Here is a 15,135-nt window from a genome sequence, read left to right on the forward strand (position 1 = left end):
CACGAAGCGTTTTGCGCCCACGGGATCACGCCGAACGCGGACGATCCGGTGTCGCTCGCGATTCACGGTCTCATCGATCACGCGGCTCACAGCAACGTGCGCGCATGATCTTCGTCGGCGCATAAAGAAGCGCGCCTGCCGGTGTTTCGATGCCGCTCACTCGAGCGGCATCATCCTGAATCCTTCCGCATCGACGCGCAGATAGCCGCCGCGCGGCTTGCCGTGATCGAGATCCCAGTCGGGCAGCACCCAGCGCACGCCGCCAGGTTCCTCGTGGCGGGCGGGGCGGTGCGTATGACCGTGAATGATCGTCCCTGCGCGGCTGCGCTTGAAGAGCGCCGCGACGCCGCGCGCCGTCACGTCGTAGCGCGGCAAGATGGGCCGCAAACGGCCTGCTTCGCTTTTGCTCCGCATCTTCTCGGCGAGCGCGCGCCGCCAGCGCAGCGGCCACGCGAGAAAGAGCAGCTGCACGAGGCGATTGCGCGCGAACTTGCGGAACAGCTGGTAGCCGTGATCCTCGGTGCACAGCGCGTCGCCGTGCGCGAGCGCAATGCGCGTGCCGAAAGCCATGATCGCGATCGGATCGGTCAGCCAGATTGCGCCCGACGCTTTCATGAAGCGCCTGCCCATCAGGAAGTCGCGATTGCCGTGCATGACGTAGAGCGCGATGCCGCGCTCCGAAAGCGAGTACAGCAGCGCGGCCATGCGCGCGACGAATGGATCGTCGAGCATGTCGTCGCCGATCCAGTATTCGAAGAGGTCGCCGAGAATGAACACCGAGTCCGCCTGATCGGCGGTGACGCGGATGAAACGCTCGAACGCGGCGACCGTGTGCGGGATCGCCTCATTCAGATGCAGGTCCGAAATGAACATGAACGGGCGTGCCGCGTGAGGGCGCTTGCCCTCGCCAGGTACGCCCGCAGCGGCGTGTCGTAGTGCCTTTTCCTGCAGCATGAATGAAGCGTGCGCGGTGTGTTGTCAGTCGACGATGACAGCCTTCTCGATCACGACGTCGTCAACCGGCACGTCCTGATGGAAGCCCTTCGAGCCGGTCTTGACCTTCTTGATCTTGTCGACGACTTCGAGGCCCTCGACGACCTTGCCGAACACGGCGTAGCCCCAGCCTTGCGGCGACGGCGACGAGTGGTTCAGGAAGTCGTTGTCGGCGACGTTGATGAAGAACTGGGCCGACGCCGAATGCGGGTCGTTGGTGCGCGCCATCGCGATCGAGCCGCGCTCGTTCTTCAGGCCGTTGTTCGCTTCGTTTTCGATCGGAGCGTCGGTGGGTTTTTGCGTCATGCCGGCTTCGAAGCCGCCGCCCTGGATCATGAAGCCGTCGATGACACGGTGGAAGACGGTGCCGTCGTAGTGGCCCTTCTTCACATAGGCGAGGAAATTTTCAACCGTCTTCGGGGCCTTTTCGGCGTTGAGTTCGAGCTTGATGACGCCGTGGTTCGTATGCAGTTCGACCATGATTCAATCCTTTGCTGTGGCAGGGGTGGTTGGACGGCGCGGCAGCGGCACGAGGCGAAGCGTTGTGCGCTCGCGTGTGCCGGTGCCGCGCCGTGCGATGAGTGGAGCGGCGTTACCCGTTGTTATCCGTTATTTGCCGACGACGGTCGCCGACTGAATCACGATTTGCGTTTGCGGCACGTCGGACATCGGGCCGCGTGAGGTGGTGGGCGCCGCTTCGATCTTCGACACGACGTCCATGCCCTGGGTGACCTTGCCGAACACCGCGTAGCCGTTGCCGTCCGGATTCGGATAGTCGAGGCCGGCGTTATCGACGGTGTTGATGAAGAACTGCGCCGTCGCCGAATCCGGGTCGCCCGTGCGCGCCATCGCGATCGTGCCGGTCAGGTTCTTCAGGCCGGTCTTGCTCTCGAGCGGGATCGGCGCGCGCGTGGGTTTCTCGACATAGCTCGTCGTGTAGCCGCCGCCCTGGATCATGAACCCGCGGATCACGCGATGGAAAATCGTGCCGTTGTACTGGCCTGACTTCACGTACTGGAGGAAGTTGTCGACGGTCTTCGGCGCTTTCTCAGGATAGAGTTCGACGCGGATGTCGCCCTCGCTGGTCTTGATGAGCACCTGCGGGTGCGCGGCCTGCACGGCAGGTTGCGCAAAGGCCGGTGCGTTCGCGATCAGGGCGGCGCTGCCGAGCGCCAACATCAACCATTTCATGAGTATCCTCGGAAAAGCGGGTAGCGGAAAAACAGGGTGCGGCGCTGCGTGCGCAGCGCGACGCGGCTTACTGCGAAGGCGCCATGAACGGCGGCATCGCGAGCGGCCCGCTCGGGCCGCCGAACTGGAATGTCGGGCTGTTCAGCACGGGCGAAGCGAGAGGCGCGGCGCTTGCGGCTGGGGCTTGCGCCGGGTGTGCCGGGTGTGCCTTACCCGGCGCATTGGACGGCGCGACGATATTCTGGAGGTCGGTTAAGCGCTGCTGCGTCGTGCCGCTCGCATGGCCGAGCGCCGTTGCGCGTCGGTATGACGCATCGGCCATGCGCAGATAGAGGTCGCCGAGGTTCTCCCAGGCGAGCCCATAGGACGGGTTCGCCTTGACCGCCGTTTCCAGCGCGACGCGCGCATCGTCGAAGCGGCCGTGCTTCGCGTAGAGCGCCGCGAGATTGTTGTACGGTTCGGGCAGTTCAGGGTATTGCTGCGTGAGCGCGGTGAATGCCTCGATCGCCTCGTCGTCGCGATTGATGCGCGCGAGGATCGTGGCGCGCTTGAACTTCGCCTGCACGTCGCGCGGGTTGGACTTGATGCGCGCGTCGAGGGCTTCGAGCGCGGCCGCCCAGTTATGCTGCGCGATGGCGCTGTCGGCTTCGGGCGTGCTGTCCGTCGTCGCAAGCGTCGCAGCCTGTGCGATTTGCGCGCTGCCAAGGACGAACGCGACGCTCGCAAGCGCCGCTGCGGCAAGGGTCGCAACGCGAGGCGCGCGGCCGCTGGAAGGTTTCATAGGGTGAGTTCGCGGTGTTATACTCCGAGCCATTCTAACAAAAGGTCTGTGCGTTTTCGTCGCGCGCTTGTTCCGGTTGCATCCGGTATGTTCCGGGCGCGCAGCGTGAGACGCCTGGCTGTCTTTGCTCCTCGTGGTCGTCTCCGCCCAGATCGCAGCCTGAGCGCCGCGGTGCGTCGCACCGGCCGGCCGCGATCGACGCCGTTGCGGATTTTCTTCGACCACGTATCCATCTTCTTTATGGAATCACTGCGCATCTACAACACGCTCGCGCGTGACAAGCAGCCTTTCGTGCCCCTTGAGCCCGGCGTCGTACGCATGTACGTCTGCGGCATGACGGTGTATGACTATTGTCACGTTGGCCATGCGCGTGTGATGGTGGTATTCGATATCGTCCAGCGATGGCTGCGCGCGCTCGGTTATAACGTGACGTACGTGCGCAATATCACCGATATCGACGACAAGATCATTCGCCGCGCGGTGGAAAACGGCGAGACGATCAAGTCGCTCACCGACCGCTTCATCGACGCGCTTCACGAAGACGCCGATGCACTCGGCGTGGCGCGTCCCGATCACGAGCCGCGGGCGACGCACTATATCCCGCAGATGCTCGATATGATCGGCATGCTGCAGAAGAATGGCTACGCGTATCAGGGCACGGATGGCGACGTGAACTACGCGGTGCGCAAGTTCGCGAACTACGGTGCGCTCTCGGGCAAGTCGATCGAAGACTTGCGCGCGGGCGAGCGCGTGGCGGCAAACGACGCCAAGCAGGATCCGCTCGACTTCGTTCTCTGGAAGCAGGCAAAGCCGCAGGAGCCCGCCGATACGAGCTGGGATTCGGACTATGGCCGCGGACGCCCGGGCTGGCATATCGAATGCTCGGCGATGGGCTGTGCATTACTCGGCGAGCATTTCGACATTCATGGCGGCGGCCAGGATCTGCAGTTTCCGCACCATGAGAATGAGATTGCGCAAAGCGAAGGTGCGACCGGCAAGACCTTCGTCAACTACTGGATGCATAACGGTTTCGTGCAGATCGACAATGAGAAGATGTCGAAGTCGCTCGGCAACTTCTTCACGATCCGCGACGTGCTGGCGAAATACGATGCTGAAGTGGTGCGCTTCTTCATGGCGCGCGCGCACTATCGTTCACCGTTGAACTACAGCGACGTGCACCTCGACGATGCACGCAACGCGCTCACGCGTCTTTACACGGCGCTGAAGGACGTGACGCCGGATGCGGGCGAACTCGACTGGGACGAGCCGTTTGCGCAGCGTTTTCGCACGGCGATGAACGACGACTTCAATACGCCGGTCGCGATTGCCGTGCTGTTCGATCTTGCGACTGAAGTGAACCGGACGCGCGATGCGGTGCTCGCGCGTCAGCTGCAACGCCTCGCGCGCGTGATGGGGCTTCTGGTGCGCGAGCCGCGCGTGTTCTTGCAGCAGGCCGTGGGTGCGCCCGAAGCAGGCGCGCTCGACGTAGCCGCAATCGAAGCGAAGATCGCCGCGCGCGCCGCCGCGAAGCAGGCGAAGCAGTATGCGGAGGCGGACCGGATCCGGGCCGAACTGCTCGATGCCGGTGTCGCGCTGGAAGACAAACCGGGCGGATTGACCGAGTGGCGCCGCGTTTGAGCGGGCTGTCCAGTTTCCACTGATCGATTCGCGAGGCAGGAGGCAGGATGGTAACGGCCACAAAGACGCAGGCAAGGCGGTCTGCGTCACAAACGAGCGCGGCGGCGGGCAGGCGCGCGGTGCGCGGCGCCGCGGCGGCGAAGACCGCAAAAGACGTGCTCGATGGCAAGACGGCGCCGGCAAACAAGACGGCGGGCAAGCAAAGCGGGGCGGCGCTCAACGGCGAGGCGAAGCCGGCGCCCAAAGCGGGCGCGAAATCGGCGCGCATGAAGGCCAACGGCGCACAGGTGCCGCTCGATGCCGGAGCGTTGCATGCCGTGCCCGGGCCGCGGCCCGATGGCGCAGCGGCGCCCGAAACGTCGGCTGAAAATCTGTCAGACGCGTTCGAGCTTGAAGTGCAACGCCCCGACTACTGGGATCGCGCGTGCGCCGATCTCGTCAAGCGCGACCGCATTCTCAAGAAGCTGATTCCGAAGTTCGGCCCCGTGCATCTCATGAGCCAGGACGATCCTTTCGTCACGCTCGCACGCTCGGTGGTCGGCCAGCAGATTTCGACGGCGGCTGCGCAGGCGATGTGGCGGCGTGTCGAGGATGCGTGCCCCAAGCTCGTGCCGCAGCAGTTCCTGAAGCTCGGTCACGAGAAGCTCGCGGCATGCGGACTGTCGAAGCGCAAGGCGGAATACATTCTTGATCTTGCGCAACACTTCGTGTCGGGCGCACTGCACGTCGGCAAGTGGAAGTCGATGGACGACGAGGCAGTGATCGCCGAGCTCACGCAGATCCGCGGCATCGGCCGCTGGACTGCGGAGATGTTCCTGATCTTCAATCTCGCGCGTCCGAATGTGCTGCCACTCGACGACCTCGGACTGATCCGTGCGATCAGCGTCAACTACTTCAGCGGCGAACCCGTCACGCGCAGCGAAGCACGCGAAGTCGCGGCCAATTGGGAGCCGTGGCGTACCGTCGCGACGTGGTATATGTGGCGCAGTCTCGAGCCCGCGTGAGCCGCGTGCTTCGGTTTGACGGCATTTGAAGGTGCAGATGCGGTTGAGTGTTTGACTATCGTCATCGTCAACCGATAGTTCTGCGCCAGTTTCGATGCGGGCAGTCGCGGTTAGAATACGCGCTGCCGGCAAGTGCAAGGATTCCAACACATGAAAACCACGTTTCTGGATTTCGAACAGCCGATCGCTGAACTCGAAGCGAAAATCGAAGAACTGCGCTTCGTTCAAGACGACTCGGCCGTCGATATCTCGGAGGAGATCGACCGGCTTTCGAAGAAAAGCCAGCAGCTCACGAAGGACCTCTATTTAAGTCTGAGCCCGTGGCAGGTCTCGCAGATCGCGCGCCATCCGCAGCGTCCCTATACGCTCGACTACGTTCACGAGCTGTTCACCGATTTTCACGAACTGCACGGCGACCGCGCGTACGCGGACGACCTGGCGATCGTCGGCGGCCTTGCGCGCTTTAACGGCCAGGCCTGCATGGTGATGGGGCAGCAAAAGGGCCGCGACACGAAGGAGCGCGCTGCGCGCAACTTCGGCATGCCGCGTCCCGAAGGCTATCGCAAGGCCGAGCGCCTGATGCGCCTCGCCGAGAAATTCGGTCTGCCGATCTTCTCGTTCGTCGACACGCCGGGCGCATATCCGGGCATTGGCGCGGAAGAGCGGGGCCAGTCGGAAGCGATCGGCCGCAATCTGTACGTGATGGCCGAACTGAAGACGCCGATCATCACGACGATCATCGGTGAAGGCGGCTCGGGCGGCGCGCTCGCGATTGCCGTGGCCGATACCGTGCTGATGCTGCAATTCTCGACCTACTCGGTCATTTCGCCGGAAGGCTGCGCGTCGATTCTGTGGAAGAGCGCCGCGAAGGCGCCCGAGGCTGCGGAAGCGCTTGGCCTCACCGCGCACCGCCTGAAGGCGCTCGGTCTCATCGACAAGATCGTGAACGAGCCGCTCGGCGGCGCGCATCGCGATCCGAAGGGCATGGCCGCATTGCTGCGCCGCGCGCTCTCCGACTCGCTGCGCCAGTTCCAGGGCATGAGCGTCGCCGATCTGAAGGAGCGTCGTTACGAGCGCCTGATGGCCTACGGCAAATTCAAGGAAACGACGCCGGGCGCATAAGCCTCGCGTCTACATGGCCGGCGCGAACGCGCCGTCACGCTGTGACTGACCATCCCGATCCCGACGCCGGGCGCATCGTTCTCGATGCGCTCGGCGTCGCGCTTTCCAGCCTCCCGAACGACAGCATCGTCGCCGTTGCCTATAGCGGCGGCCTCGATTCGTCCGTGCTGCTCGATGCCGCCGTGCGCATCGCGGGCACGTCGCGTTGCGTCGCGCTTCACGTGCATCACGGTCTGAGTCCGAACGCCGACCGGTGGCTCGCGCATTGCGCGGCGACGGCGAGCGTGCTCGGCGTGGCGTTCGACGCGCGGCACATCGCGGTGGCTCGCGCCGATCGTGCGGGTATTGAGGCGGCGGCGCGCGAGGCGCGTTACGGCGCGCTCGACGAGATGTGCGCCGCGTATGGCGCGCAGTCGCTGTGGCTCGCGCAGCACGCCGACGATCAGGCCGAGACTGTGCTGCTGCAATTGCTGCGCGGGGCAGGGCTCGCGGGGCTGGCCGCAATGGCGCCGGCGCGCACGCCCGCTGGCGGCGTGCCGCGCGTGCGGCCGTTCCTGTATCTGTTGCGCTCGCAACTGGAAGCGTATGCGCACGCGCACGGCGTGCGCTGGGTCGACGACGAATCGAACGTCGATACGCGCTACGCGCGCAATGCGCTGCGCCATGACGTGATTCCTGCGCTCGCCGCGCATTTTCCGGGCTATCGCGATGCGCTTGCGCGCACGGCGGCGCATGCGGCGTCGGCGCAGCGTCTGCTCGACGAACTGGCGCAGATCGACCTCGGCGATATCGCCGTCGGCCACGATGCCGAGTCGCTCTTGCATGCGAAGCTGGTCGCGCTCGACGATGCGCGCGCACTCAACGTACTGCGTTACTGGATGCGCACGCTCGGTCTGCCCACGGCGTCGACCGCGCGTATCGCCGATGCGTTGCGCCAGTTGCGCGAGATCGCCCGCGAGGACGGCTCCGGCGGCGATCATGCGTTGGGCGTCGATCACGCCGGGCAACGGCTGCGCTGCTATCGCGGGAAGGTTTTCTGGGAGAGGGCGCGTGAGCCGAAGGTTGCGCAATCGGTGCGTGAACCGGCCGAACTGAGCTGGCATGGCGAGGAAATCTGGCGCTTGCCGCAGTGGCGCGGCACATTCGTGTTTGCGCCCGCCGATGCCGCCGACCCCGGTGCAGTGCCCGAAGCGCTGCTCGCCAGCCAACCGCTCGTCGCGCGCGAGCGCTCCGGCGGCGAGCGCGTGCGCGACGCGTCAGCAGGGGTGAGCCGCACGCTCAAGCATCTGTTTCAGCGGCAGGGCATTCCGGCCTGGGAGCGCGACGTGCCGCTGCTCTTCAGCGGCGAGACGCTCTTGTTCGTGCCACGCATCGGCGTGAATCGCGCGGCGTTCCCCGAGTGGGAATTTGCCGCGCACGGAGGCGCGTCTTCAGTTAAGACGACGTCAACCTGGCGGCGCATCGAGTGGCGCGAGGATCTGCAGATCGCGTGACGTTATAAAAATAAATCGGACCCCATTATTAACGCTGCCATGGCGTCGATATTGATAAAAAGGGTTTAATCAATAGCGCCAATTGCTGCAAATCCTTGCTGCACAAGCCTTTTTCGTCCATGAGCAGGCAATTTCGTCTTGAAATTTCCGCGCCGATCGGGTAGGTTAACTCGTTTGTCCAGCCCGCTTTTTCGTGTTCACGGACGCCGCCAAAAGCGGCAGGCAGTGAAGAGGGCGCGATCTTTCCTTCGGCGGTTAAGCGTCGGTTGCGGGGACATCGTCGCGACATGCGGGCAGGGGCGCCGGAACCCAATCGTTTTTCGCGCGCCGGACAAACTCCGCGCGTGCTGCACGCGCTGCATGCAAGCCGTAGCCAAGCCAGGGGCCAAGGGCCGGGCGGCGAGGCCGTCTTCAGTGCGCCAGCGCGGTAACATCTCCAGTTCAGAACGACAATGGCACTCATCGTACACAAATACGGCGGCACCTCGATGGGCTCGGTCGAGCGCATCAAGAACGTCGCCAGGCGCGTTGCCAAATGGCACAAGGCAGGCCACAAGATGGTCGTCGTGCCTTCGGCGATGTCCGGCGAAACCAACCGCCTGCTCGGGCTCGCGAAAGAGATTTCCGCGCAGCCGAATCCGCGCGAACTCGACATGATCGCGTCAACCGGCGAGCAGGTGAGCGTCGGCCTGCTGTCCATCGCGCTGCACGAAGCCGGCGTCGACGCCATCAGCTACACCGGCTGGCAAGTCCCGGTCAAAACCGACAGTTCGTTCACGAAGGCGCGTATCAGCGAAATCGACGGCGAGCGCGTGCTGGCCGACCTCGATGCGGGCAAGGTGGTCGTGATTACGGGCTTCCAGGGCATCGATCCCGAAGGTCACATCACGACGCTTGGCCGCGGCGGCTCGGACACTTCGGCAGTCGCGGTGGCCGCGGCGCTGGAGGCCGACGAATGCCTCATCTACACGGACGTCGACGGCGTCTACACGACCGACCCGCGCGTGGTGGACGACGCGCGCCGCCTCGATCGCATCACGTTCGAAGAGATGCTGGAAATGGCCAGCCTCGGTTCGAAGGTGCTGCAGATCCGCTCGGTCGAATTCGCGGGCAAGTATCAGGTGAAGACGCGCGTGCTCTCCAGCCTGACCGACCCGATGATGCCGCTCGACGAGGAAATGAAATCGGGCACTCTGATTACTTTTGAAGAAGACGACACCATGGAAAAAGCAGTCATTTCGGGTATCGCGTTCCAGCGCGACGAGGCCCGCATCGCCGTGATGGGCGTGCCCGACAAGCCGGGAATTGCGTATCAGATCCTCGGTCCGGTGGCGGATGCGAACATCGACGTCGACATGATCATCCAGAACCAGAGCGTGGAGGGCAAAACGGCTTTCACGTTCACGGTGGCGCGCGGCGATTACACGCGCGCGATGGATATCCTCACGAACCAGGTGAAGGGGCACGTGAGCGCCGAACAGGTGCTCGGCGACCCGAAGGTGTCGAAGATTTCCGTGGTCGGTGTGGGCATGCGTTCGCACGTGGGCGTCGCGAGCAAGATGTTCCGCACGCTGGCGGAAGAGGGCATCAACATCCAGATGATCTCGACCTCCGAAATCAAGATTTCGGTGCTGATCGACGAGAAGTACATGGAACTGGCGGTGCGCGCGCTGCACAAGGCATTCGATCTCGAGCACGAGTGAGCGCCGTGTGACGTGCGTTTGACGCGCGTTTAATGCGTGTTTGACAGGTCTCGTGGGCGTAGCAGTATGGTGGCCGAACTTTATTGCGCGAGTTTATGTTTCGAAGTCGATCGCGTACCGGTCGAAATCCTGCAAAAAAATACGTCCCACAAATTGACCGCGACGCGCTAACCCGCTATCATCTTGGCTTCGTCGCGCTGCCTCCCTGGCGCGAGCGAAGTTTTCGGGAGACGTGGCCGAGAGGTCGAAGGCACTCCCCTGCTAAGGGAGCATCTGGGCCAAAACCTGGATCGAGGGTTCGAATCCCTCCGTCTCCGCCAGTCATATGGTGGCGAAACCCCGCAAGTTCTCGGACTTGCGGGGTTTTTGTTTTGCGGCTGGGAAATGTGGGTTGCGGGCGTGGCTTGCGCGAATCAATCCGTGACTGGCGGGAATGTCAGGACTGCGCAGCGATGTGCGGCGATGTGTCGTTTTGTCCGGCGCGCCGTTGTAGACCCCCCCCCGAACGACCGAGCGCCGAGTATGTTGACTTCGGCTCGCAAACGTTGCGAGACTCGCCTCTACGGCGTCATGAGCGGTGTTATGCTGCCGGGCGTTGCAGTATCGCGTGGTTTCGGCGCATCTATTGTGAATACCGGGAAAGTTGTTAATGCGATTCACACCACGTTGCGACGCCATGTTGCGCGGGCACTGAGGCGCGGTTTCGCCCACGCCCTTGTAACGAGACGTAACGACGGCTTGCGCAGAGGCGCTCTGTGCATCAGTTATTACAATCGTGAAATGTTCACTGCCCGAGGCTGCGCTATATTGCATGCAACAAAATCATTCGCAAAAAGGTGAGTCCATGAAGTTCGCACGTGTTCTTGCAATGCTTGTCGGGGGTGTGGCTATCGGTGCGTCGGGTGCAGCCATGGCTGGCGGCCTGAACGTTGGCGTCAATATCGGCGTTCCTGCTCCCGTTTATGTCGCGCCGGCGCCGGTGTACGCGCCGCCGCCCGTCGTTTATCAGCCCGCGCCGGTTTATGTTGCGCCGGCACCGGCGATCATCATTGGCTGGCACGGAGACCGCTATTGGGATGGCCGCCGCTACTGGGGTCGCGACGATTGGTATCGCCATCATGGCCGCGGTGAAGATCATGGCCGCTGGGGCGATCGCGATCACGATCACGGCCGCTGGCACTAAGCACATCGTGCGCGGCGCTTGAGGACGCAAAAGCGGACGCAAAAGCGCTGCAAAAGCAAAGCCGCCCAGGAGGGCGGCTTTTTTGTGTCTTGCAGTTGCCCGCGCAACGAAGTGCGGGCAGTGCGTCGGCAGTACGTTATTCGCTGAGGCCGGACATGACGCCCACCACGGCGTGAAAGCCGCCATCGACGTGCATGATCTCGGCGGAGATGCCGCTCGCGAGATCGGAAAGCAGGAACGCGGTCGAGTTGCCGACTTGTTCGATCGTCACATTACGCTGCAGCGGCGCGTTCGCCTCGACAAAGCCGAGAAGCTTGCCGAAGCTCTTGATGCCGCTCGCCGCGAGCGTCTTGATCGGGCCGGCCGAAACGCCGTTCACGCGGATACCCTTCGGGCCGAGCGAAACCGCGAGATAGCGCACGCTTGCTTCGAGCGAGGCCTTCGCGAGGCCCATCGTGTTGTAGTTCGGAATCGCGCGTTCGGCGCCGAGGTAGGTCAGGGTGACGAGCGATGCGTTGCTGGCGAGCATCGGCTCCGCAGCTTTCGCGAGCGCGGGGAAGCTGTAAGCCGAAATGTCGTGCGCGATGCGGAAATTTTCGCGCGTCATGCCGTCGAGAAAATCGCCCGCGATAGCCTCGCGCGGCGCGAAGCCGATTGCGTGGACGAGGCCGTCGAGCGTATCCCAATGCTGCTTCAGATCGACGAAAAGGGCTTCGATTTGCGCGTCGTCGGCGACGTCGCAGGGGAACACGAGGTTGCTGCCAAACTCGTTCGCGAATTCTGTGATGCGGTCCTTGAAACGCTCGCCGACGTACGTGAACGCCAACTCTGCACCTTCGCGTTTGCAGGCTTGCGCGATGCCATATGCGATCGAGCGGTTCGACAGCAGCCCGGTCAGCAGGATGCGTTTGCCAGCGAGGAAGCCCATGGATTCTCCTAATCAGGTCAATGCGTCGCGCGCCCGGAGTGCCGTGCCGCGCGGTTTGGGTAGAATTCTCTCACAAGACACCGCTCACTGGACAAATCGCCACCCATGACGACAGTAACGCCCGCCAGGGCAGCGCGCGCGCAGCGCGGGCAAACGGTTGCGACGCGGCTTTGCGCGTGGGCGAAGAGGGGGGCGGCCTGTTGTCTGGCGCTCACGTTCTCATTCGCGGCGATGCCGTTCGCGCACGCCGCGTATGCGATTGCGCAATTCGGCGAGCCGAAGTATCCGCCCGGTTTCCGGCACTTCGACTATGTGAATCCGGATGCGCCGAAGGGCGGTACGCTCGTGCTCGCGAATCCGGACCGCCTCACGAGCTTCGACAAGTTCAATCCCTTCACGATGCGCGGCAACGCGGCGCCCGGCCTCGGCTTGATGTTCGAGAGCCTGACCGCGGGCAGCATGGACGAGGTGGCATCCGCATACGGCCTGCTTGCCGACGACATTCGCATCGCACCCGACCGGCTTTCGGTGACGTTCCACCTGAATCCGCGCGCGCGTTTTTCGAACGGCGATCCGGTCACGGCCGCCGACGTCAAATTCTCGCTCGACACGCTCAAGAGCCGACAGGCTTCGCCATCGGTGCAGGCGAATTTCAGCGAAATCACGCGTGCCGTCGTGATCGATCCGGCGACGATCCGCTTCGAGTTTCGCACCCGTAACCGCGAACTGCCGCTGATCGCGGGCGGCATGCCGGTGTTTTCGCAGAAGTGGGGGATGCGCGCCGACGGCAGCCGCATTGCGTTCGATCAGATTGCGTTCGAGGAGCCGATCGGCAGCGGGCCATACGTGATCGAGCATCACTCGAATGGCCGCACGATCACCTACAAGCTCGATCCGCACTATTGGGGCAACGACTTGCCGGTGCGCGTCGGCACGAACAACTTCGAGCGCATCACCTACAAGCTCTATTCCGACGACGTCGCACGGCTCGAAGCGTTCAAGGCTGGCGAATACGATGCGCTCGTCGAAAACGTCGCGCGCAACTGGGTGCGGCGCGACGTCGGCAAGCGGTTCGACAGCGGCGAGCTCATCAAGCGCGAGTTCCCGCAGCACAACGGCACGGGCATGCAAGGCTTCGTCATCAACCTGCGCAAGCCGATTTTCCAGGACGTGCGCGTGAGGCAGGCACTCGATCTCGCGCTGGATTTCCAGTGGCTCAACCGCATGCTGTTCTACAGCCAATACACGCGGCTGGATAGCTGGTTCGCGAATACCGAGTTGCAGGCGAAGGGGCTGCCCTCGACGGGCGAACTGGCCTTGCTCGAACCGTGGCGCAAGGACCTCGATCCAGCTGTGTTCGGCGCGCCGCCGGTGCAGCCGAACACCGATCCGCCCGGCTCGCTGCGTGCGAATCTGCTCAAGGCGCGCGGCCTGCTTGCGGCAGCGGGCTGGACCTATCGCGACGGCGCGCTGCGCAACGCGCAAGGCGAGCCGTTCGAGTTCGAAGTGCTCGACGATACGAGCGCCTCGGCGCAGTGGGCGCCGATCATGGCGCAGTACACGCAGGCGCTCGTGCGGCTCGGGATTCGCGTGAACTATCGCGCGGTCGACTTTGCGCTTTATCAAAAGCGGCTCGATGCCTTCGACTTCGACATGACGACGATCCGCTTTCCCGACGTGCAGGTGCCGGGCGCGGAGCAGGTCGACCGCTTCGGCAGCAAGGCCGCCGACGAGCCGGGCTCGGGCAATCTGATCGGCGTGAAATCGCCGGCCGTCGATGCGATTCTCAAGGCGCTCACGCAGGCGCAAACGCTCGATCAACTGCTCGATGCTGCGCATGCGCTCGACCGGGTGCTCATGCGCGGCTACTATGTCGTACCGCAGTGGTACAACACGACGCACCGCGTCGCGTTCCGGAACACGCTGGCTTACCCGGCGAAGCTGCCGCTTTATTACGGCGCGATCGACTGGATCACCTCGACATGGTGGTTCAAGCCGCACCAGAACGTCGCGCCCTGACGCGGTCTTGCCGCGCAGTCATAACTCACGGACGCCAGGAGCATGTGGAGCTATATCGTCAAACGCTTGCTGCTGATGATCCCGACGCTGTTCGGCGTATTGACGCTGACCTTCGCCGTGATTCAGTTTGTGCCGGGCGGCCCCGTCGAACAGGCGGTGCGGGAACTGCGCCGCGGCGCGGAGCAGGGCATGCCGTTCGGCATGCGCGCGCATTCGGGCGTCGATGCGCAGCAGATCGCGCAGCTCAAGGCGCTCTACGGCTTCGACAAGCCGCCGCTCGAACGCTATTTCCTGATGCTCCGGCGCTTCGCGCGCTTCGATCTCGGACAGAGCTACTTCCATCACCAGAGCGTGTGGTCACTGATCGTTTCGAAGCTGCCGGTGTCGATCAGCATCGGGTTATGGACGTTCTTTCTCACGTATCTGATATCGGTGCCGTTGGGCATCGCGAAAGCGGTGCGCAACGGCTCGCGCTTCGATCTCGTCACGAGCCTCGTCGTGCTGATCGGCTATGCAATTCCGGGCTTTGTGCTCGGCGTGCTGCTGCTCGTGCTGTTTGGCGGCGGCACGTTCCTGCAGTTGTTCCCGTTGCGCAACCTCACGTCCGACAACTGGGACACGCTGTCGTGGGGCGGCAAGATCCTCGACTACCTGTGGCACATCACGCTGCCCGTGACGGCGTCGGTGGTCGGCAGTTTCGCCGTGACGACCATGCTCACGAAGAACGCGTTCCTCGAAGAGATCCGCCGTCAATATGTGCTGACCGCGCGCGCAAAAGGCCTCTCAGAGCGCACCGTGCTCTGGAAGCACGTGTTCCGCAATGCGTTGCTGCCGCTCGTGGTCGGGTTTCCCGCGGCGTTTATCGGCGCGTTCTTCACGGGCAGCCTGCTGATCGAGACGCTCTTTTCGCTCGACGGCCTCGGGCTGCTTTCGTACGAGTCGGTGGTGCGGCGCGACTATCCGGTCGTGCTCGGCACGCTTTATCTCTTCACCTTGATCGGACTGCTGACAAAGCTGATCTCCGATCTCTGCTACGTGTGGGTCGATCCCCGCATCCAATTCGAACAACTGGAGCGCTGA

At 63.5% G+C, this 15,135-nt stretch carries 14 protein-coding genes, 1 tRNA gene and 1 pseudogene; 10 read left to right on the plus strand and 6 right to left on the minus strand.

The window, feature by feature from the left end:
• Positions 1 to 3 precede the first annotated feature (3 nt).
• A pseudogene (locus tag ACFPTO_RS02695) lies at positions 4 to 102 on the plus strand (serine O-acetyltransferase); the annotation flags it as partial.
• Positions 103 to 156: 54 nt separating this feature from the next.
• Here the strand turns inward: ACFPTO_RS02695 and ACFPTO_RS02700 are convergent.
• The 4 genes from ACFPTO_RS02700 to ACFPTO_RS02715 all read right to left on the minus strand — a co-directional run bounded on the left by ACFPTO_RS02700 (position 157) and on the right by ACFPTO_RS02715 (position 2,965).
• Positions 157 to 954 (minus strand): UDP-2,3-diacylglucosamine diphosphatase, encoded by a 798-nt coding sequence (locus tag ACFPTO_RS02700; protein WP_377709276.1) that lies wholly within the window; start codon positions 952 to 954, stop codon positions 157 to 159.
• Positions 955 to 978: 24 nt separating this feature from the next.
• On the minus strand, positions 979 to 1,473 hold the full coding sequence (locus tag ACFPTO_RS02705; RefSeq protein ID WP_377709278.1) for a peptidylprolyl isomerase: 495 nt from the start codon (positions 1,471 to 1,473) through the stop codon (positions 979 to 981).
• 129 nt (positions 1,474 to 1,602) lie between these two features.
• Positions 1,603 to 2,184 carry a peptidylprolyl isomerase gene (locus tag ACFPTO_RS02710; protein ID WP_377709279.1) on the minus strand — a complete coding sequence of 194 codons (582 nt, stop codon included), beginning with the start codon at positions 2,182 to 2,184 and terminating at the stop codon, positions 1,603 to 1,605.
• Between the two features lie 67 nt (positions 2,185 to 2,251).
• The gene (locus ACFPTO_RS02715; RefSeq protein WP_377709281.1) at positions 2,252 to 2,965 is read right to left on the minus strand and encodes a tetratricopeptide repeat protein; all 714 of its coding nucleotides are present in this window, start codon (positions 2,963 to 2,965) and stop codon (positions 2,252 to 2,254) included.
• Between the two features lie 240 nt (positions 2,966 to 3,205).
• Here ACFPTO_RS02715 and cysS point away from each other — a divergent pair, with 240 nt between their 5' ends.
• The 4 genes from cysS to tilS all read left to right on the plus strand — a co-directional run bounded on the left by cysS (position 3,206) and on the right by tilS (position 8,222).
• Positions 3,206 to 4,603, plus strand: coding sequence for a cysteine--tRNA ligase (gene cysS, locus ACFPTO_RS02720; protein WP_377709283.1), 1,398 nt, complete (start codon positions 3,206 to 3,208; stop codon positions 4,601 to 4,603).
• Between the two features lie 47 nt (positions 4,604 to 4,650).
• Entirely contained in the window at positions 4,651 to 5,607 is a 957-nt protein-coding gene (locus tag ACFPTO_RS02725) for a DNA-3-methyladenine glycosylase family protein (RefSeq protein ID WP_377709284.1), read from the plus strand.
• 150 nt (positions 5,608 to 5,757) lie between these two features.
• Positions 5,758 to 6,729: an acetyl-CoA carboxylase carboxyltransferase subunit alpha gene (locus ACFPTO_RS02730; protein ID WP_296654233.1), complete on the plus strand. Its 972-nt coding sequence runs from the start codon at positions 5,758 to 5,760 to the stop codon at positions 6,727 to 6,729.
• Positions 6,730 to 6,770: 41 nt separating this feature from the next.
• Positions 6,771 to 8,222 carry a tRNA lysidine(34) synthetase TilS gene (gene tilS / locus ACFPTO_RS02735; RefSeq protein ID WP_377709286.1) on the plus strand — a complete coding sequence of 484 codons (1,452 nt, stop codon included), beginning with the start codon at positions 6,771 to 6,773 and terminating at the stop codon, positions 8,220 to 8,222.
• A gap of 28 nt (positions 8,223 to 8,250) precedes the next feature.
• Here tilS and ACFPTO_RS02740 read toward each other — a convergent pair whose 3' ends face one another.
• Positions 8,251 to 8,685 carry a hypothetical protein gene (locus ACFPTO_RS02740; RefSeq protein ID WP_377709287.1) on the minus strand — a complete coding sequence of 145 codons (435 nt, stop codon included), beginning with the start codon at positions 8,683 to 8,685 and terminating at the stop codon, positions 8,251 to 8,253.
• Between ACFPTO_RS02740 and ACFPTO_RS02745 the strand changes: the two genes are divergently transcribed.
• The 3 genes from ACFPTO_RS02745 to ACFPTO_RS02755 all read left to right on the plus strand — a co-directional run bounded on the left by ACFPTO_RS02745 (position 8,675) and on the right by ACFPTO_RS02755 (position 11,108).
• Positions 8,675 to 9,925, plus strand: a complete 1,251-nt coding sequence (locus tag ACFPTO_RS02745; RefSeq protein WP_377709288.1) for an aspartate kinase — start codon at positions 8,675 to 8,677, stop codon at positions 9,923 to 9,925. The two genes, ACFPTO_RS02740 and ACFPTO_RS02745, sit on opposite strands and share 11 nt — an antisense overlap.
• A gap of 226 nt (positions 9,926 to 10,151) precedes the next feature.
• Positions 10,152 to 10,245: transfer RNA gene (locus tag ACFPTO_RS02750), tRNA-Ser, on the plus strand.
• Between the two features lie 524 nt (positions 10,246 to 10,769).
• Positions 10,770 to 11,108: a PXPV repeat protein gene (locus ACFPTO_RS02755; protein ID WP_377709289.1), complete on the plus strand. Its 339-nt coding sequence runs from the start codon at positions 10,770 to 10,772 to the stop codon at positions 11,106 to 11,108.
• A 136-nt stretch (positions 11,109 to 11,244) separates the two neighbouring features.
• Here ACFPTO_RS02755 and fabI read toward each other — a convergent pair whose 3' ends face one another.
• Positions 11,245 to 12,036, minus strand: a complete 792-nt coding sequence (gene fabI / locus ACFPTO_RS02760; protein ID WP_377709291.1) for an enoyl-ACP reductase FabI — start codon at positions 12,034 to 12,036, stop codon at positions 11,245 to 11,247.
• A gap of 231 nt (positions 12,037 to 12,267) precedes the next feature.
• On the opposite strand from fabI, the gene ACFPTO_RS02765 reads away from it, so the two are divergent.
• Together ACFPTO_RS02765 and ACFPTO_RS02770 are read left to right on the plus strand one after the other, a co-directional pair.
• Positions 12,268 to 14,055, plus strand: coding sequence for an extracellular solute-binding protein (locus tag ACFPTO_RS02765; protein ID WP_377709407.1), 1,788 nt, complete (start codon positions 12,268 to 12,270; stop codon positions 14,053 to 14,055).
• 42 nt (positions 14,056 to 14,097) lie between these two features.
• A complete protein-coding gene (locus tag ACFPTO_RS02770) occupies positions 14,098 to 15,135 on the plus strand; it encodes a microcin C ABC transporter permease YejB (RefSeq protein WP_293034717.1) in 1,038 nt (345 codons plus the stop codon).

The sequence above is a fragment of the Paraburkholderia denitrificans genome, from assembly GCF_042655705.1.
Classification (GTDB): Bacteria; Pseudomonadota; Gammaproteobacteria; order Burkholderiales; family Burkholderiaceae; genus Paraburkholderia; species Paraburkholderia denitrificans.